The 18,241-nt window shown below is 61.2% G+C and carries 14 protein-coding genes; 12 read left to right on the top strand and 2 right to left on the bottom strand.

All coding sequences use genetic code 11. The features are described 5' to 3' along the window. Positions 1-51 precede the first annotated feature (51 nt). The 12 genes from gmhB (at position 52) to U5A58_RS08735 (ending at position 15,386) form a co-directional block, all read left to right on the top strand. Positions 52-591, top strand: coding sequence for a D-glycero-beta-D-manno-heptose 1,7-bisphosphate 7-phosphatase (gmhB, locus tag U5A58_RS08790; RefSeq protein ID WP_321961148.1), 540 nt, complete (start codon positions 52-54; stop codon positions 589-591). 85 nt (positions 592-676) lie between these two features. After that, entirely contained in the window at positions 677-1,720 is a 1,044-nt protein-coding gene (locus U5A58_RS08785; protein WP_321961147.1) for a glycosyltransferase family 2 protein, read from the top strand. 341 nt (positions 1,721-2,061) lie between these two features. Beyond that, on the top strand, positions 2,062-2,664 hold the full coding sequence (locus tag U5A58_RS08780; RefSeq protein WP_321961146.1) for an SIS domain-containing protein: 603 nt from the start codon (positions 2,062-2,064) through the stop codon (positions 2,662-2,664). 529 nt (positions 2,665-3,193) lie between these two features. Continuing rightward, on the top strand, positions 3,194-3,961 hold the full coding sequence (gene rfbF / locus U5A58_RS08775) for a glucose-1-phosphate cytidylyltransferase (protein WP_321961145.1): 768 nt from the start codon (positions 3,194-3,196) through the stop codon (positions 3,959-3,961). Further along, on the top strand, positions 3,958-5,064 hold the full coding sequence (gene rfbG / locus U5A58_RS08770; protein ID WP_321961144.1) for a CDP-glucose 4,6-dehydratase: 1,107 nt from the start codon (positions 3,958-3,960) through the stop codon (positions 5,062-5,064). Before rfbF ends, rfbG begins: the two co-directional genes overlap by 4 nt. 26 nt (positions 5,065-5,090) lie before the next feature. Beyond that, a complete protein-coding gene (gene rfbH / locus U5A58_RS08765) occupies positions 5,091-6,434 on the top strand; it encodes a lipopolysaccharide biosynthesis protein RfbH (protein WP_321961143.1) in 1,344 nt (447 codons plus the stop codon). Positions 6,435-6,436: 2 nt separating this feature from the next. Beyond that, positions 6,437-7,510 (top strand): NAD(P)-dependent oxidoreductase, encoded by a 1,074-nt coding sequence (locus tag U5A58_RS08760; RefSeq protein WP_321961142.1) that lies wholly within the window; start codon positions 6,437-6,439, stop codon positions 7,508-7,510. Continuing rightward, positions 7,507-8,196, top strand: coding sequence for a sugar phosphate nucleotidyltransferase (locus U5A58_RS08755; RefSeq protein ID WP_321961141.1), 690 nt, complete (start codon positions 7,507-7,509; stop codon positions 8,194-8,196). Before U5A58_RS08760 ends, U5A58_RS08755 begins: the two co-directional genes overlap by 4 nt. After that, entirely contained in the window at positions 8,196-9,560 is a 1,365-nt protein-coding gene (locus tag U5A58_RS08750) for a CBS domain-containing protein (RefSeq protein WP_321961140.1), read from the top strand. Before U5A58_RS08755 ends, U5A58_RS08750 begins: the two co-directional genes overlap by 1 nt. Next, positions 9,557-11,458, top strand: coding sequence for an N-acetylneuraminate synthase family protein (locus tag U5A58_RS08745; protein WP_321961139.1), 1,902 nt, complete (start codon positions 9,557-9,559; stop codon positions 11,456-11,458). Before U5A58_RS08750 ends, U5A58_RS08745 begins: the two co-directional genes overlap by 4 nt. Positions 11,459-11,467: 9 nt before the next feature. Continuing rightward, on the top strand, positions 11,468-13,213 hold the full coding sequence (locus U5A58_RS08740) for a thiamine pyrophosphate-binding protein (protein WP_321961138.1): 1,746 nt from the start codon (positions 11,468-11,470) through the stop codon (positions 13,211-13,213). A gap of 520 nt (positions 13,214-13,733) precedes the next feature. Beyond that, the gene (locus U5A58_RS08735; protein ID WP_321961137.1) at positions 13,734-15,386 is read left to right on the top strand and encodes a Stf0 family sulfotransferase; all 1,653 of its coding nucleotides are present in this window, start codon (positions 13,734-13,736) and stop codon (positions 15,384-15,386) included. Between the two features lie 147 nt (positions 15,387-15,533). Here U5A58_RS08735 and U5A58_RS08730 read toward each other — a convergent pair whose 3' ends face one another. Both U5A58_RS08730 and U5A58_RS08725 read right to left on the bottom strand, forming a co-directional pair. Further along, positions 15,534-16,820 (bottom strand): hypothetical protein, encoded by a 1,287-nt coding sequence (locus U5A58_RS08730; RefSeq protein ID WP_321961136.1) that lies wholly within the window; start codon positions 16,818-16,820, stop codon positions 15,534-15,536. Between the two features lie 705 nt (positions 16,821-17,525). After that, a complete protein-coding gene (locus U5A58_RS08725) occupies positions 17,526-18,227 on the bottom strand; it encodes an ABC transporter ATP-binding protein (RefSeq protein WP_321961135.1) in 702 nt (233 codons plus the stop codon). Positions 18,228-18,241: the final 14 nt, after the last annotated feature.

Genomic DNA, 18,241 nt, shown 5'->3' with positions numbered 1-18,241 from the left:
GGCGGACGTCCGCCCTGCCCGTTGACCGCACCAGCACGACGATCAAACCCAATGCGCACTCTCGCCTTATTTCTCGACCGGGACGGCGTCATCAACGTCGATACCGGCTATGCCCATCGCCCCGACCAAATCCAGTTCGTCGACCACATCTTCGAACTTGTGGCCGCGGCCACCGCGTGCGGCTACAAGGTCTTCGTGATAACAAACCAAGCCGGCATTGGCCGGGGCTATTACACGGAAGCGGATTTCCACGCACTGACGGCGTGGATACACGAGCAGTTCGTGCAGGCCGGCGGCCGAATCGAGCACACCTATTTTTGCCCCCATCATCCAGAGCATGGTATCGGCGAATACTGCGTCGACTGCACTTGCAGAAAGCCGGAACCCGGAATGCTGCTGCAAGCCGCGAGCGACTACGATATCGACCTCGCGCACTCCATTTTCGTGGGCGACAAACGCTCGGACATGCAAGCCGGGCGCCGCGCGGGTGTCGGGACGCTGCTCTATCTCGGCGACGAGGCCGACTACGCGCCGGGCGTGCAGATCACCACGCCGCGCGACGCGATCGACTGGCTGCGCACGGAAATTTGACACGCCAACACGCAAGCTAAACTCCGCGCCGCCCACGACCTCGTGCACCCCTGTTCCAAGATACCGATCACTTTCCCACCTCAACATGGATGGCCGAAATCCACCCCGCCCGCTTCTCAGCATTGCCATTCCCACGTTCAATCGCGCGGGCTATCTGGATCTCTGTCTGGCTCAGTTCGTTCCTGAGGCCGATCTTGTCCAGAGCGGCACGCTCGAAATCCTCGTCTCCGACAACTGCTCCACCGACTCGACCGCCGAAGTCGTCGATGCACTCCGCGCACGCGGACTGGCCATCCGCTCTATTCGCAACGGAACCAATATCGGCTCCGATGCGAACATCGCACAGTGCTTCAACGAGGCACGTGGACACTACGTACAGATTCTTGGCGACGACGATCTCTACCTGCCCGGCCGGCTTCGTGAGGTCATCGCGATGCTCGGCGAACGCGAGCGTGGGCTTGTCTGCCTGAAACCCTATGGCTACGAGCACGACTTTCTGAAGGAACTCCCGACCGGCGCCACAGGCCGGGTGGACTGCGAACGCGCGACGGACTTTCTCTGTGAAGTCGGGCCGCTCATCACGTTCATCTCGTCCTGCATCGTCAACAAGCGGCGGCTGCCCGACGTCGACGCACGCGCCTATTGCGGCAGCAACCTCGTGCAGGTCCATCTCGTTGTGCAGGCCATGCTGCGCGGCACACTGAACACCTACGTGCTCGACTACACGCTTGCGTGCAAGCGCGCGAATTCAGGTGGCTACGATTTTTCGGAGATTTTCGTCGCGAATTTCTTCAGCATCCTCAAGCACTACGAAGCATCCGGACTGTCGCATGACGCTGTCAAACGCCTTGGCACCAAGCTACTGATCACCTACTACCCGTTCAATCTGCTGCGGCAGCGCCTCGCGCGCCAAGGCGACAACCGCGCGACCTGGCGGCGCTTCGCAGCGCATTTCGGCTGGCAGCCCGCGTTCCTGTTGTTCTGCGCACCGATCATTGCGCTGCCGCGTCCGCTCGCCATCGCGTGGGGATGGGGCGCAGTATTCGTTGGGCGAATCTGGAACGGCGAAATTGTGCGCGGCTGGCACTTCGCTTTGCACCGCCTGTCCTTGATATTTCGCAAAAACTAACGCATTAGTAATCCCAAGTAGTGATTCCAAGGCAAAAATAAATTATTTGCACTCGAACAATCAACATACGAATGCAATCTTTTCCGAGATCCCGTTTATCTATTGGAAATACTTACCGCACTAGATGTGTCATTCGCTCGGCACCGCATGACGCAGATGAAAATCCATTTCGCATGAGAAAGGGGGCGGCGCCTGACGGCGAGTAGTTTTCAGTCGTTACAACATGTAGAGGGGCCACATGTATGCACAAATAGATACATTTTGCTTCGCTGCAGCGCCCCAACTTTACCGCGCCAAAGGTATTCTCGTTATACTACTGCGATTCACGGATGACGGACCCCATGATTACTACATACAGCCCGGCTGAAACGCTGCGAACGAACGTCGATCAATCGCTGCGTGCAAAGGCTGCACTTCTCGAGAATACCGGGTTGATCGAAACGTTCGCAGCGGCAAGCGAACATCTGATCGCCTCCTACAAGGCCGGTGGCCGACTTTACGTAGCGGGCAACGGAGGCTCAGCAGCCGACTCGCAGCACCTCGTTGCAGAGTTCGTCAGCAAGCTCGCGCGCGACCGCAATCCCCTGCCGGCCGAAGCGCTCACCACCGACACGTCTATCCTCACCGCAATCGGCAACGACTACGGCTACGAGCACGTATTTTCGCGTCAGTTGCTCGCAAAGCTGCAGCCAAACGATGTGTTCCTCGGCATCACGACGTCCGGCAAGTCGAAGAATGTTCTCACCGCCCTGGAAGTCTGTAGGCAGAAAGGCGTCAAGTCGATCGTCTTCACCGGCTTCGGCGGCGGCCCCGCTGCAGAGCTCGCCGATTTCCCGCTGGTGGTCCCGGGCGATCGCACCAGCACGATCCAGGAATTGCACATCGTGCTCGCGCACAGCATTTGCGAGTCAGTGGAGTTGGCGCTGTTTCCGATAGATGCCTGAACGCGCAACCGTTTCTCGCGCTCTGGCAAGGCAATGAGGGCAGAAACAACATCCGTCATCGCCCGGCGATGACTGCGCAAGCACTACCGGCGCAGGCGCGCGTGACCTATGCGGGCTCGCGGGAAGAAAGCGTTCGTCGCTGCTCCATTGGTGGGGTATTATTGCCGCGCTGGAAGTTCCAATTCAGAATCGCTTTCTACAGGTCTGCTCGATCAGGTGCATTGCGAATATCCGAACGCATTGCGAATCGTCGAACGTTTCGCGCTCTACGCTTGCCCGCAGCGGCATGGGTCGTCGCTCGCGCCGCGTCTGTTCGGCGAGGAATCACGAGCTCCTTTCAATGCGCGTAGTCTTGAGTGTCCTGCACCACTGGCGAGGAATCGCTAGAGAATTTCCCGGTTCATACACGATGGACGGCCCCCCCCCGGACCCAAAGTGCGCTGCCGCCGCATGAAGCATGTGCCGGAGCGATGATCAGTCGTTGAGCGCGGGATCGTTCAATCACCAATTCTGAAGGAGCTATGCTTAGATGAAAGTCGTTTTGCTTGCTGGAGGTCTGGGGACTCGCATCTCCGAAGAGACGTCCGTTCGCCCGAAGCCGATGGTGGAGATCGGCGGCAAGCCCATTCTCTGGCATATCATGAAGATCTATGCCGCACATGGCTTGACAGATTTTGTCGTTTGCTGCGGGTACAAAGGATATCTGATCAAGGAATACTTCGCGAACTATTTCCTGCACATGTCCGATGTGACGATCGACCTCGGCAAGAACTCGATCGAAGTGCACCAGAAGAAAGCCGAGCCTTGGCGCGTCACGCTTGTCGACACGGGCGAAACCACGCAAACGGGTGGCCGCCTGCGCCGCGTGCGCGACTACATCGACGGCGACTTCTGCATGACCTATGGCGACGGCGTCGGCTCGATCGACGTGAGCGAACTGATCAAGTTCCACCGTGCACACGGCAAGAAGGCGACGATGACGGCGGTGCAGCCGCCGGGCCGCTTCGGCGCGCTCGAACTCGACGGCACGCAAGTCAACTCCTTCATCGAAAAGCCGACTGGTGACGGCGGCTGGATCAACGGCGGCTTCTTTGTACTGAACCCGTCGGTCCTCGATTTGATCGAAGGCGACGAAACCCTCTGGGAGCGCCAGCCGCTTGAAACGCTTGCGACCAGCGGCGAGCTGCAATCATGGTTCCACCGCGGCTTCTGGCAGCCCATGGACACGCTGCGCGACAAGACCCATCTCGAAGAGCTGTGGAGCTCGGGCCGCGCGCCGTGGAAGACGTGGGAATGACGATGACCGTTAATCCGGCATTCTGGCAAGGCAAGCGCGTTTTCCTGACCGGGCACACGGGCTTCAAAGGCGGCTGGATGTCGCTCTGGCTCGCCTCGATGGGCGCCAAGGTGGCGGGCTACGCTCTGCCGCCCAGCACGCAGCCCAACCTCTTCGAGGTCGCGAACGTGGCCGCCGCGCTCGAAGAAAACCATAGCGCCAACATCTGCGACCGCGAGAAGCTCACTGCGGCGATGGTGGCGTTCCGCCCGGACGTCGTGATCCACATGGCGGCACAGGCACTCGTACGTTTTTCGTATGCCGAGCCGGTTGAGACCTACGCCACCAACGTGATGGGCACAGTGCATGTGCTCGACGCAATCCGCCAGTGCGCCGGCGTTCGCGCCGCGGTGATTGTCACTTCCGACAAGTGCTACCAGAACAACGAGTGGCCGTGGGGCTACCGCGAAGACGAACCGATGGGCGGCTATGACCCGTACAGCAACAGCAAGGGCTGCGCGGAGCTCGTGACTTCAGCGTACCGCCAGTCGTTCTTCCCTGCTGGGCGCTACGCTGAACATGGCGTGGCGATCGCATCGGGCCGCGCGGGCAACGTGATCGGCGGCGGCGACTGGTCTGCGGACCGACTCGTGCCGGACGCGATCAACGCGTTCCAGAACGGCGTCTCGCTCAAAATCCGCAGCCCCGGCGCGGTGCGCCCGTGGCAGCACGTGCTGGAGCCGGTCTCTGGCTACCTCGTGCTCGCACAAGCGCTTGTTGAACAGGGCGTCGCCTTCGACGGCGGCTGGAACTTCGGCCCGAGCGACGACGATGCGCGCAGCGTGCGCGAAGTCGTCGAACTGGTCATCAAGAAGTGGGGCGATTGCGCACGCTGGGAACAGGACGGGGCCGAGCAGCCGCACGAAGCGCACTTCCTCAAGCTCGACTGTTCGAAGGCAAAGCAGTACCTGGGCTGGCGCCCGAGCTGGCATCTCGAGCAGGCGATCGGCGCCACTGTTGACTGGCACCGCGCCCGCTCGGGCGGCGAGGACATGCAGCAGGTCTGCCTCACCCAGATCAGAAATTACGTAGAAGCCGCGAAACAACGCGCCGGCACCCAGTAGCTCAAGGATTGCTAAAGGTCTCCCAAATGAATATCGAAATCATCGACTCCAAGAAGCAGGCGCAAGACGCGATTCGCGGCAAGATTGCTACGCTGGTGGACGAATACGCCGCCCTCGCCTTCGCCGACAAACCCTTCGTTCCCGGACAGACCACGATTCCGCCGTCAGGCAAGGTGATCGGCGCGGCCGAACTGCGCAACATGGTCGAGGCTTCGCTCGATGGCTGGCTCACGACGGGCCGCTTCAACGACGAATTCGAAAAACGCCTCGCACAGTATCTGGGCGTGCAGCATCTGATCACCGTGAACTCGGGCTCGTCGGCGAACCTGGTCGCGTTCAGCACCCTCACGTCGCCCAAGCTCGGCGACCGCGCCATCAAGCCGGGCGACGAAGTGATCGGCGTGGCCGCTGGCTTCCCAACCACCGTGAACCCGATTCTGCAATTCGGCGCGGTGCCGGTGTTCGTCGACGTCGAACTGGGTACGTACAACATCGACGCTACCCGCATCGAGGCTGCGATTTCGAGCAAGACCAAAGCGATCATGCTCGCGCACACGCTTGGCAATCCGTACAACCTTGGCATCATCAAGGAACTGTGCGAGCGCCACAATCTGTGGCTCATCGAGGACTGCTGCGACGCACTCGGCGCGACCTACAACGGCGAGAAAGTCGGGACGTTTGGCGACATCGGCACACTGAGCTTCTACCCCGCGCACCACATCACGATGGGCGAAGGCGGCGCCGTGTTCACGAACAACACGGAACTGAAGATGATCGCCGAGTCGTTCCGCGATTGGGGCCGCGACTGCTACTGCGCACCGGGCAAGGACAACACCTGCAACAAGCGCTTCTGTTGGAAGCTCGGCAATCTGCCCGAAGGTTACGATCACAAGTACACGTACTCACACCTCGGCTACAACCTCAAGATCACCGACATGCAGGCGGCCTGCGCGCTCGCGCAGATCGACCGCATCGACGAGTTCGTGGCCAAGCGGCGCGCAAACTTCGACTTCCTCAAGACGCGCCTCGCAAGCGCCGAGGAATTCCTGCTGCTGCCGCACGCCACGCCGAATTCGGACCCGTCGTGGTTCGGCTTCCCGATCACGCTCAAGGACAACGCGCCCGTGAGCCGTCTCGAGCTGCTGCAGTACCTCGACGAAAACCGCATCGGCACGCGTCTGCTGTTCGCGGGCAACCTCACGCGCCAGCCGTACATGATCGGCCGTAACTATCGCGTCGTCGGCGACCTGACCAACAGCGACATCGTGATGAACCAGACGTTCTGGCTTGGCATCTATCCGGGCCTCACGACCGAGCACCTCGACTACGTCGCGACGAAGCTCGAGAACTACCTCGGCATCGGGTTCTGAACATGACTTCGCTCGATGTGATGCGCGACAAGCAAGGCCGGTCGTTTCCGCAAATCGCCGTGGACGATTTCCGGCGGCTGGCCGCGCACATCGACGGCAGCGGCCTTGACGGCAAGACGATCCTCGTATCGGGTGCGACTGGCTTCTTCGGCATGTGGATGCTCGCGCTCTTTCGCTGGCTGCATGACGAGCGCAAGCAGCAGTTCCGCGTGCTAGCCATCTCGCGCGACCCGCAGCGCTTCGAGCAGAAGCACCCATGGACCGCGGGAGCGCCCTGGCTGAAGTGGGTCACGGGCGACATCCGCAAGTTCGCATTCCCCGACGAGCCGGCCGACTATATGATCCACGCGGCGACCGACACCTCAGCCGCTGCGGGCCGGTCGCCGCGCGTGCTGCTGGAATCGATCGTCGGCGGCACGCGGCGCATGCTCGACTGCGCGGCCGCGTGCGGCGCGCAGCGCGTGCTGCTCGTCAGCTCGGGGGGCGCATACGGCGGCCAGGCGGCGGACGTGCCGCGCCTCGTGGAAACCTCGCGCACGGGACCATCGACGATGGACGTCGGCAGCGCCTATGGCGAGGGCAAGCGCATGATGGAGCTGCTCGGCGCAATCCACGCGCACGAAACAGCCTGCGAAGTCGTGTGCGCGCGCTGCTTCGCGTTTGTTGGCGCTGGTCTGCCGCTCGACGGCCACTTCGCCATCGGCAATTTCATCCGCGACGCGCTCGGCAAGGAGCAGATCGTGATCCGCGGCGACGGCAAGGGCGTGCGTTCCTACCTCTACGCCGCCGATCTCGCTGTGTGGCTCGTCACGCTACTGCTCAATGGCGGCAACCGCGAGGTGTACAACGTCGGCTCGGACGCCGAAGTCACCATCGGCGACCTGGCGCGTACCGTGCTCGCCACGCTTGCGCCGTCGAAGGAGGTCGTCATCGAAGGCGCCGCCAACAGCCCCGGCGCAGGGAACCGCTATATCCCGTCGATCGACCGGGCTCGCGAACAGTTCGGGCTCGACGCATGGACCTCGCTGCCGCTCGCGATCGAGCGCACCGCACTCTGGACGCCCGAAAACACATGAAAGCCTTGATTCTCTGCGGTGGACTGGGTACCCGTCTGCGAAGCGAAATCGGTGCATCGCAAAAGGCGGTCGCCGACGTCGATGGCCGCCCTTTCCTCTACTACGTGATCGAGCAACTCGCACAGGCCGGACTGAAGGACCTCGTGTTCTGCGCTCACTATCAGTCCGGGCAGGTCGAAGAATTCGCCGCGAGCCTGCCCGACGATCCCGAGCGTCACGTCGCGATCGTGTGCGAACCGACGGCGATGGGCACGGGCGGCGCGCTCACGCACGCGCTCGCCGAGTTGCGCTATGACGGTCCGTTCATCGCACTGAACGCCGACACGTATCTGAACGCCAACGCGTACCGTACGGCGGCCGATGCGAGGGCACCGGCCCTCGTCGTCACGCCAATCGACGACTGCGAGCGCTACGGCGCGGTGCAGATCGACGAAGCGCAACGCGTGGTCGAGATTGCCGAAAAGGGCAAGACAGGTCCGGGCCTCATCAGCGCAGGCGTGTATGGCCTGCATACGCGCCTGCTGAGCCGCTTTCCGGCCGAGCCGCTCTCGATGGAGAAAGACATTCTCCCTGCGCTGATCGCGGAGCGATCCCTCGTTGCAGAAGTCTACAAGGGACCGTTCATCGACATCGGCACGCCTGACAGCCTGAAATTCATTCGCGAACACGGTGTGCAGAAACTGTAATGAAAGATCATTTTAAAGACCTCGTCGTACGGCACGAACAACCCGTCGTCGACGCAATCGCAGTGATCGAGCATGGCCCCACGCAGATCGCTCTGGTTGTCGACGACATGAATGTTCTTGTGGGCGTGCTCACGAACGGCGACATCCGCCGTTTTCTGATGCAGGGCGGCCACACCACCGCGCCAGTTCATGGCTGCATGAACCGCAAGTTCCATGCGCTGCCGTTCGGCACCTCGCGCGAAGAGCTGCTTAAGCTCTTCGACCTCGGCTACAACGCCGTGCCGCTGCTCGACCCGGAAGGCCGTCTCGTCGAATTCGCGACGCCCGACTTCTTTCCGCCCAACAAAGAGGTAGCTGTACTCTCTCGCGCGCGCGCGCCGGTGCGCATCAGCTTCTCAGGCGGCGGCACCGACCTCACCTACTACTTCATGCAGAACGGTGGAGTGGTGCTGAATTCGTCGATTGCGCTCTATGCGCACGCGACGCTGATCCCGTCGTCGAGCTCCGAGATCAACATCATCTCGCACGACATCGACCGGCATGAGCACTACTCTTCGCTGCGCGCGCTGCTCGACAGCCCCGACAAGGGCTTGCTGTCGTCGGTGGTCTCTGTGATCCGACCGGACTTCGGCTTCGATCTGTATGTGCACTCGGATTTCCCGGTTGGCTCAGGACTCGGCGGCTCGTCGGCGGTCGCCACAAGCGTTGTGGGCGCGTTCAACGAACTGCGCCTGGACAAGTGGAGCACTTACGAAATTGCCGAGCTGTCGTTCCAAGCCGAGCGCTTGTGCTTCAGCATCTCGGGCGGCTGGCAGGACCAGTACGCCTCGGCGTTTGGCGGCTTCAACCTGATCGAGTTCGACGGTAAGCGCAACATGGTGCACTCGCTGCGCCTCGAAGACTCGATCCGCAACGAGCTTGAAGAGTGCCTGGTGCTCTGCAATACCGGCATCAAGCACGACTCTGGGAAGATTCACGTGCAGCAGCGCGAGGACTTCCACAAGAGCGACCGCAACCAGCAACTGCTCGACATGGTCGAACTGTGCCGCAAGATGCACAAGCATCTGATCCGCGGCGATCTCAACGAATTCGGCAAGAGCCTGCACGAGGCCTGGGTTATCAAGCACGGACTGTCCAGCGCAATCAGCGGCAACACGCTCGATGCGATCTACAATGCGGCGCTTGAGGCCGGAGCGCTCGGCGGCAAGCTGCTCGGCGCAGGCGGCGGCGGATTTTTCCTGTTCTACGTGCAGCCGCGCAACCGCGCGGCGGTGTGTTCCCAGCTCAAGGCGCTGGGATGCACCCTGAGCACGGTCCGCTTCGAACAGGAAGGCGTAACATCGTGGAGAACGAAAGCAGAATGAACACAACTACATTCAAGATTGGCGATTTCACAGTCGGCGGTCCGCGCACGTTCGTGATCGCCGAGATCGGCAACAATCACAACGGCAGCCTTGAGCTCGCGAAAAAGCTCGTCGACGTCTCGATCGAGGCCGGCGCAGACTGCGTGAAGTTCCAGTTACGCAACCGCGAGGCACTCTACCGCACGGCGCCGGGCGAGGAAGGCTCGGAGGATCTGGGCGTCGAGTACATTCAGGATCTGCTCAACAAGGTCGAGTTGACCAACGATGAGCACCGTCAGCTGCGCGAATACTGCCGCGAAAAGAACGTCGCGTACATGTGCACGCCCTGGGACGAGCCGAGTGTCGACGTGCTCGCACAATTCGACGTGCCCGCGCTCAAGCTTGCGTCGGCCGACCTCGTAAATCCGTACCTTATCCGCAAGGCTGCAAGCCTCGGCAAACCTCTGATTCTCTCGACGGGCATGTCCTTCGAGCCGGAAATCGAGGCCGCTGCGGAGCTCGTGCGCAGCCTCGGCGTGCCGTTCGCGATGCTCCACTGCAACAGCACGTACCCGGCACCGGAATCGGACATCCACCTCGGCTACATCAGGCGCCTGCAGGAAATCCACGATGTGATCGGCTACTCGGGCCACGAGCGTGGCACCGCGGTCACGATCGCGGCGGTTGCACTCGGTGCCAAGCTCGTCGAGCGCCACATCACGCTCGATCGCAACATGGAAGGCCCGGATCACGCCGCGAGCCTCGAGCCGGCTGAATTCAAGGCGCTCGTCGACGGCATCCGCCAAGTCGACCAGGCGTTGCCGTGGGTCGGCCCGGGCCGCCAGCCGAGCCAGGGTGAGTTGCTCAACCGCGAAAACCTCAGCAAGAGCGTTATCGCGGCGCGCGGCATTAAACTCGGCGAACCCTTCACCGAAGAGAACCTGCGCGTGGCAAGCCCCGGCCAAGGCCTTGCGCCTTACCGCCTGCCGGAGCTGCTCGGCAAGACCGCGCACCGAGACATCCGCACGGGCGACTTCCTCTATCAAGGCGACCTGACCGGAGAGAAGACTGTCAAGCGCACGTACAGCTTCGCGGGCTATTGGGGCGTGCCGGTGCGTTACCACGACTTCCAGAAGTACACGGAAATGATCGACCCGGACCTCTATGAGTTCCACCTGTCGTACCGTGACCTGTCGCTCGCGCCGGAAAACTATCTGGAGACCGTCGACTGCCAGCGCCTCGTCGTACACGCACCCGAACTGTTCGAGAACAGCGAGCTGCTCGACCTCACCGCCGACGACCTCGGCTATCGCCAGCGCTCGATCGACAATCTCCAGCGTGTGGTCGAGGCGACCGAACGCATTCGCCGCTACTTCCCGAAGGCCGATTCGGCGCTGATCGTTGCGAACTGCGGCGGCTTCTCGATGGACGAGCCGTTCCCGCTCGCTCACCGCGCCGAGCTGTACAACCGCTTTGCCGAATCGTGCGCGAAGATCGACTTCGGGTCGACCGAGCTCACGCCGCAAAACATGGCGCCGTTCCCTTGGCACTTCGGCGGTCAGCGCCACCAGAACATCTTCATGATGCCCGACGAACTCGTGCAGAAAGCGCAGGAACTGAAGCTGCGCTATTGCACGGACCTCTCGCATCTGCAGATGACCTGCACGCACTTCGGGATCGACTTCCAGGAAGCGCTTGCGAAGCTGCTGCCGTACTCCGCGCATCTGCACGTCGCCGACGCGCTCGGCGTTAACGGCGAAGGCGTCGTCATCGGGACCGGTGACGTTAACTGGCCGGAAACCTGGAAGAAGATCTCCGCGTATCCTGGCACGAGCTTTATCCCCGAAGTGTGGCAGGGCCACAAGGACCACGGTGCCGGCTTCTGGCACGCGCTGGACTTCCTCACTCAGCTTGGCTAGGACGCCACGATGAACGTCGCAGAATTCATTCTCTCCAACATCCAGAAACTGGGTACCGACACCGCCTTCTGCCTGACCGGCGGCATGGCCATGCACGTGAACCGCGCGGCCGACGAATCGGCCATGCGCGTGATTTACTGCAACCATGAGCAGGCGGTCGCTGCAGCCGCGGACGGCTATGCGAAGGCCAAGGACTTCGTCGTGCCGGGCCTCGCGATCGTAACGTCCGGTCCGGGCGTCACGAACACGATCACTTCGGTGGCATCGGCGTACTACGACTCGGTGCCAATGTTCGTCGTCGCGGGCCAGGTCAAGCGTGCGGACATCAATGTACACGGCGTGCGCAGCCGTGGCGCACAGGAAACGCCGCAGATCGAGCTGATGCGCCAGGTCACGAAGTCCGCGTTCCGCTATACGCCTGCCGACATTGACGACGAAACGCTCGCCATTCACCTCGCCGAGGCCGTGACTGGCCGCAAAGGCCCGGTGTTCATAGAGATCCCGCTCGACGTACAGGCGGAAACGGTGCCCGACGCCGAAGCGCGTCTGGCAAAGATCTCAGCGCGCATCGCCGCGGCCGCGCACAAGGATCACGACATTCCGCAGGCCACCGTAACGGCAATCGTCGACGGCCTGAAGGCCGCGAAGAAGCCCGTGCTCGTAGTGGGCAATGCGCTGCGCATCGCGGGCATCGCGCGCCCGGCGATCAAGCAGCTCGTTGAGAAGATCGGCGTGCCGACGCTCTTCACGTGGGCCAGCTTCGACCTCATGGCCTACGACCATGAGCTGAACTTCGGTTGCGCGGGCGGTCTCGCCCCGACGCACTCGAACCAGATCATCCAGTCGGCCGACTTCATCGTTTTTCTCGGCACGCGCCTCGACCTGCTGACGACGGCGTTCAATGCCGCCAACTACGGCAAGAACGCGCGTCGGATCGTCGTGGAACTCGACGAGAAGGAAATCGCAAAGAACGCGGGCCTGCCGAACACGACGTTCTTTAACGAAAACGTCGCCGGCGTCGTGGACGCACTGCTTACGCAGGCACCCGCGCTCGACACCCGCGAATGGGTCGAGCACTGCAAGCGTCTCCTGGTGAAGGACCGCGCCGACGAGCAGGCCGCATTTGGCGACCCGCGCCTCACGACCTACCAGATCTCGACAGTATTGTCGAAGTCGCGTCTGGGCAGCTACGTGGTGCCGACGGCATCGGGCTACGCGATCGAAGGCATCGCACGCTTCTTCAAGCCGTCCGAAGGCGCCACGTTCGCGTGGGCGGGTCACGTTCTGGGTTCGATGGGCCTCGGCCTGCCGACGGCCGTTGGCGCCGTTGCCGCGCGCAAGCAGCCGGTGGTGTGCCTCGAAGGCGACGGCGGGCTGCTGCTGAACGTGCAGGAGCTCTTTACGCTGGCCGCGAATCCGGACCTGCCGCTCACGGTCGTCGTGTTGAACAATCGCGGCTATCAGTCGATCATCAAGTCGCAGACACGCGCGTTCAAGAAGGAATTCGGCGCGTCTGCGGAATCCGGTCTCGTCGAGCTCGACTTCGCGCTGCTGGCGAAGCTCGCTGGCCTGCCATACGAGCGCTGCGAGTCGCTCGAGCAGCTCGAGACAAGTCTGAACAGCGGCGCGCCGCGCCGCCTGATCGACGTGTCCGTTGAAGAGGACGGCTACCGCGGCCCAGCAGTGTCGACAAAGTTCGACGAAAACGGCAAGCCGTACTCGACGGATATCGGCGATGTGACTTGGGATCGATAAGGCGTCCAGCCGTTCGAAACCCATCTTCAGCGTCGGGGAGGAATTTTCCTCCCGCGACGCTGAAAGCGCACTCGAAGTAAAATCAATAATGTCCTGTGCGCAATCGCGCGCTCAGTTCAGCTCTACCCCGTGGCGGCGACTGTCCGACTGTGCCCGCACGGCCCGATGAATCCCGATTCGGGCGATACCGACCGCTTATGCGCCTCCTTCCTTCGAATCCTTAGCGTAACCCTGCGGGAACTGCACCACATGGAGTAGGCGACGACGCGTCGCGGGCGGGCGGGCGGGCGGGCGGGCGGGCGGGCGGGACGAGACTAAGGGGCTCTCGTCCACGTGCGTGAGCGTCCCACGCACAGCCCGACCTTCGACCTCCAATCTGTGGGCGTGCCGGCCGGTCGGGCATACTAGTGGTGTCTAAGTGCCGGGCGGCGTCGCTAACGTTCGCGTCCGGGTTGTGATGCATCCCGCGAGGCTGCGCGGTGAAGGAAATATTGGCTCACAGAAGGTTGTGAAGAAAGAAATGACAAGCAAGTATCCAGGTGGACTTCCGTGCGGTTCAACTGCTCTTCGTACCCAGTACGGCGAACAGGTTGGTGACTATTTTTTCGCCCCCCTCAGAAAATACAAGTTCACCGAGGACGGCGTTAAACGCTGGTATGCACCGCATCTGGCCAGCCGTCCGCAGGACGGACGCGGCTTCAGCGCGATCAACGTTGGAGATGCTGTTTCGGTTCACGAGCAAGTGCCGATTCCGCCAAATCACGCGCTGTTGGTCGCCCACGCTTACGAGACGATGGCTATGCGAACGTATATCGCGTCGCCAGGACTGTATTTCGTCATGGGATCGTTCGTCCCCGCGCTCTTCGAGGGCGGCTATGTGGTGTCCGTCTGCGCGAACGGGACCCGGCTCTGGGAAAGCGAAGTGGCGGACTCGGCGAGCGTGCGCCAGTACGCGGCGTTCCTGCGATTCGACACGGCAGGCTTCGTAGATTTCGCAATCAATGTTGAGAAGGCGCAACAGACTGCCCCGAGCCGCGCGTTCATACTCCATGCGATCGTCATGTGCGACGCGGCAACGGGCCGGTTGCAGCTCAGACTCGACGATCGTGTGTCGGGCCCGAGTGAGCGCGAAATTGTGGATCAATACGCGGCGACGCCATTTCAGCCAGTCGCGGTAGCAGGACCGTCCAGGAGCATTGAGGAACGCGCGGTGCTGTTCGAGAATGAGTGGACGCTGCCGCGAGAATATATCGAATCGCAGCTTCAGCGCTCGCCGCGGGAACTAGTGGAACTCGTGATGAAGAACGAGGGCCCCGCTTCGACGAAGTACTGCATCTTCATGATTCCCCGATCCGGTTCGACGCTGCTCACAGAATTGCTCGCGAGTACCGGTCAACTTGGCTTCCCGGGCGAACACTTCGTTCCGGACGTGCTGCGGACCTATTCGCTCGCGTTTTCCGATGTGTTTGTGCGCTATGAAGACTTCCTCGCCTCCCGGCTACGCTCGGAAAATGGCGTGTTCGGGATCGAAATCGAGTCGGAGCGCTTCCTCGAAGAGCCTGATTTTTTCTCGGACGTGGATGAGTGGCGCCACGTCTATATCTGGCGCAAGGATGTCCTCGCCCAGGCGATCTCTTACCAGATATCGATCGAAACCGGCGTATGGCACAACTTTTCTGGTTCACGTCAAGATGAGGCATTTCTATACATCCCCCGACACGCCATTATCGACAAAGTCAACTTTATGCTGCGCGCCGAGCGCTTCTTTGAAGCCATGTTCGAGGCCCGGCACTTGTCGCCGTACCGGATTGCGTACGAGGACCTGGTGGCGGATCCAATTGGACACGGACGGCACATTGCGGAGCATATCGGCCTGGATGGCGCCGGCCTGAGTTTCGCCAATCAAGGCGGGACTGTGCTACAGCCCACCGCAAAAGGCCGCAACGCGTACTACAGATCGCTTGCGATAACGGCCGAGGGCCAGTTATGGGGCTACAACATCCACGAAGTGGATGGCCAATACGCGGCGGCGCTTTCCGGAGTCGAACTCTCACTGCTCGACATGAAAGCCGAGCGTGCGCCAGTGCTGTTCATATCGCAGGACAGGGAGGCGTTGTGTGATCGGGTAGGCCGCTTCGTCATGCATCACATGGCCACGCTGCAGCCTGTCTAGAAGGTACGTGAGCGTAGCGGCGAATTGCATTCTCACCCTCGGCGCTGACGCACCAGTACATCGTCAGCACCTCAAAGAAAAACGCGCCAAATGTTGGCGCGATATCCAACTTTTGGTGTGCAGTTCGCCTTGCTGACTCTCCGCCTCTTAAAACAGCATGCCTCTCAGCTTGCGCTTCAGGCCGCCCGGCATGTGCGCAACCGCTGCGTATGTCCAGCGGTGCCGGTACAGGCGCACGACGATATTGCGCGTCGCCTCGCGCACTCGATTGCGGCGCGGTGCAGGCGTGACGCTCACCGGATAGATGGAGTCCCACGAGCGAATGGGCTCGGTGAGCATGAACTGGTCCATGTCGGCTTCCGCCACGATCTGCCAGTTTTCGTGGAACGCCGGCGCATCGATAAACTTGTAGGCCAGCATGAAAGTATCGTTGTCTCTCACATGCGAGACAACAAAACCGCGCGGGTGCAGACGCACGAAGCGATCACCGATCTGGCTCACGATCAGCGTCCCGAAGCGCAGCGCTAGCGTATCGATGCCCATGGCGTCGAAAATCAGGCCAAGAAGATCAGCGAACTGCCCGTCGGGCAGCGAATCGATGCCCTGATACAACTCCCTGAGCATTTCGTTGAGAATCGCCTTTTCCGGGCAGACGCGGCAAAGGAATTGATACGCTTCATCGAACTCGGCCGGGGTAATGCGCTCCGTTTTCTTGAACCAGCCAAAGCGGATCTGCGCGACGATGTGCGAATAAACCTCGTCGATCTGCCGGCGCAACAGCACGCCCTCCGAGCACATCGAGCGCCGCACGTCGCCATGATCGTAGACGCCTTTCTCGATCAGATAGTTGAACTGGCGGATCAGGCCGAACGTCCAGGCATAGTAGCGATAGGTTCCGGCGAGTTTCGAGTAGCGCGACCACTCGCTGTCGTCTCCCGCGTGGTAGGCCTTGCTTTCGACCTGCACGAGATACATCGAGAAGTACTGAACGTTTTCGCCTGCTAGCGTCGCAAGCGCCGTGGCCACATGTGAAAAGTGCGGTCCGCAGGTTTGGACGATTTCCTTCCAGACGGCACGATCGAGGCAACGACGCTCAAAGATCCATGCACCCATGCCGGTCGCGATGAAGTTGATGCCCGTGCTCATCACGAAGTGCTTGTACGACATCAGGCCGTCGTTCGCCAGCATGTGCGTCGACGGATAGTTGTTCGTCTTGCCCGTTTGATCGATCCAGCTCGAATTGAAATAGGCAGCTGGTGCAGTGGGTGCTTTGAGCCATTTCGCCAGCGCCCGCAGCCCTTCGGGCAGGAAAATGCGCTTGTCGCCGGCCAGCCAGATGTACTTGCCTCCCGCATGTTCCGACGCAGCGAGCGCTGACTCTTCCGCAGTCAGTTGGAAGCGCTCGGAACGAACGATCTTGATCGTTTGGAACAACGATCGCAGCGTTTCGACGCGTTGTTCAATCTTCGGGTAATCGATCGAATAAGTGGGATCAGGGTTCAGAAAGACGATGAGCTCCGCGCCCCCGAGCAACGATGCCGGCGCATTGTTCACCAACGAATTTAGGCACCGGAAGAGGTTTCTTTCTTTCCCTGTGGTCGGAACCACAATGGAGATTAACGGACCGCCCATCAAATCTTCCTCAAGATTATGTGAATCAAGCATCTGGAATGCGAATCCGCAATCAAACACACATACGCCGACGAGTATCGCTCGATAAGCCGATACCGTCGACTATCCGGATGATACCCAACCCTACCCACTGGAAGCGTTGCAATTGTAAACGCTCAGGTCTACCCGCAATAGCTCCGTGCCCTGCGAGTGCTGACGCATAGAAACGCTGGCTAAAGCAGGCGCTACGCCGTTAGCCTTGTGCGACATCGCGCGGATGCGAAGGGGAGTTGAAATGCGCCGATCCGTCTCCACCGAACAGGTAGATCCCGGATCAAGACCTCGACCGCTTTGCGCCCTTTGTTTCAGAACGTTTCGAAATCACTGAAATCGTCTCGTACACGCTGGGATCAGACTGCAGTCTGCATCGCTAACCTCCCGTCCGACAAACGCGTCGTCATCGCTCCCGTCCAGCATGACCCGGACAGCCACAAGGCGGCCCGCCCGTGGAGAGATGACGCCCGCGCGTCAGCTTTCCGAGACGATTCTGCCGTGTTCCATCGTGATGCGGCGCGTCGCGAGTCGTTCGGCGAGGCCGTGATCGTGCGTCGCGATGACGAGAATGCCGGCGTCACTTACGAACTGCTCCAGCCGCTCTTCAGCCTTGTGCTTGAAGTGCTCGTCGCCAACGCTCATCCACTCGTCCATCAGCAGAATCTCCGGCTTGATGACAGTCGAAATCGAGAAAGCAAGACGCAGCGTCATGCCCGACGAATACGTGCGCACCGGCACGTTGAGAAAGTCGCCCAATTCACTGAACTCGGCGATTTCTTCCGAGAGCTTGGCGATTTCCTTGGCCTTCATGCCGAGGAACAGCCCCCGCAGGTACATATTCTCGTAGCCAGTGGACTCCAGGTCCATGCCGAGCATCGAATCGAGCAGGCTCGTCACGCGCCCCTGCACCTGCACCTTGCCGACTTCCGGCTCGTAGACACCGGCCAGCACGCGCAGCAGCGTGGTCTTGCCGGCGCCGTTGCCGCCGATCAGCGCAATGCGATCGCCGCGCGGAATCTCGAGATTGATATCGCTGAGCGCCTCGACGACCGTGTGACCCGGTGAGCCGACGAACCGGCCACCGGTGGCGGCAGCCATCACTGCGCGCTTGAACGAGCGATGGCGTGCGTCGTAAATCGGAAAACGAACGGTGACGTTATCAAGTGAAATATGCATGTCGAACGCGCCCC

The sequence above is a fragment of the Paraburkholderia sp. J7 genome, assembly GCF_905220155.1.
Lineage (GTDB): Bacteria > Pseudomonadota > Gammaproteobacteria > Burkholderiales > Burkholderiaceae > Paraburkholderia.
The sequence above is the reverse complement of the archived record's forward strand: the minus strand, read 5'-3'. Positions and strand labels throughout refer to the sequence as shown.

Coding starts and splice junctions, on each gene's coding strand:
- U5A58_RS08750 (WP_321961140.1), top strand. CDS start 8,196: ATGAAAGATCATTTTAAAGACCTCGTCGTACGGCACGAACAACCCGTC.
- U5A58_RS08760 (WP_321961142.1), top strand. CDS start 6,437: ATGACTTCGCTCGATGTGATGCGCGACAAGCAAGGCCGGTCGTTTCCG.
- gmhB (WP_321961148.1), top strand. CDS start 52: ATGCGCACTCTCGCCTTATTTCTCGACCGGGACGGCGTCATCAACGTC.
- rfbH (WP_321961143.1), top strand. CDS start 5,091: ATGAATATCGAAATCATCGACTCCAAGAAGCAGGCGCAAGACGCGATT.
- U5A58_RS08740 (WP_321961138.1), top strand. CDS start 11,468: ATGAACGTCGCAGAATTCATTCTCTCCAACATCCAGAAACTGGGTACC.
- U5A58_RS08785 (WP_321961147.1), top strand. CDS start 677: ATGGATGGCCGAAATCCACCCCGCCCGCTTCTCAGCATTGCCATTCCC.
- rfbG (WP_321961144.1), top strand. CDS start 3,958: ATGACGATGACCGTTAATCCGGCATTCTGGCAAGGCAAGCGCGTTTTC.
- U5A58_RS08755 (WP_321961141.1), top strand. CDS start 7,507: ATGAAAGCCTTGATTCTCTGCGGTGGACTGGGTACCCGTCTGCGAAGC.
- U5A58_RS08780 (WP_321961146.1), top strand. CDS start 2,062: ATGATTACTACATACAGCCCGGCTGAAACGCTGCGAACGAACGTCGAT.
- U5A58_RS08745 (WP_321961139.1), top strand. CDS start 9,557: ATGAACACAACTACATTCAAGATTGGCGATTTCACAGTCGGCGGTCCG.
- U5A58_RS08725 (WP_321961135.1), bottom strand. CDS start 18,227: ATGCATATTTCACTTGATAACGTCACCGTTCGTTTTCCGATTTACGAC.
- rfbF (WP_321961145.1), top strand. CDS start 3,194: ATGAAAGTCGTTTTGCTTGCTGGAGGTCTGGGGACTCGCATCTCCGAA.
- U5A58_RS08735 (WP_321961137.1), top strand. CDS start 13,734: ATGACAAGCAAGTATCCAGGTGGACTTCCGTGCGGTTCAACTGCTCTT.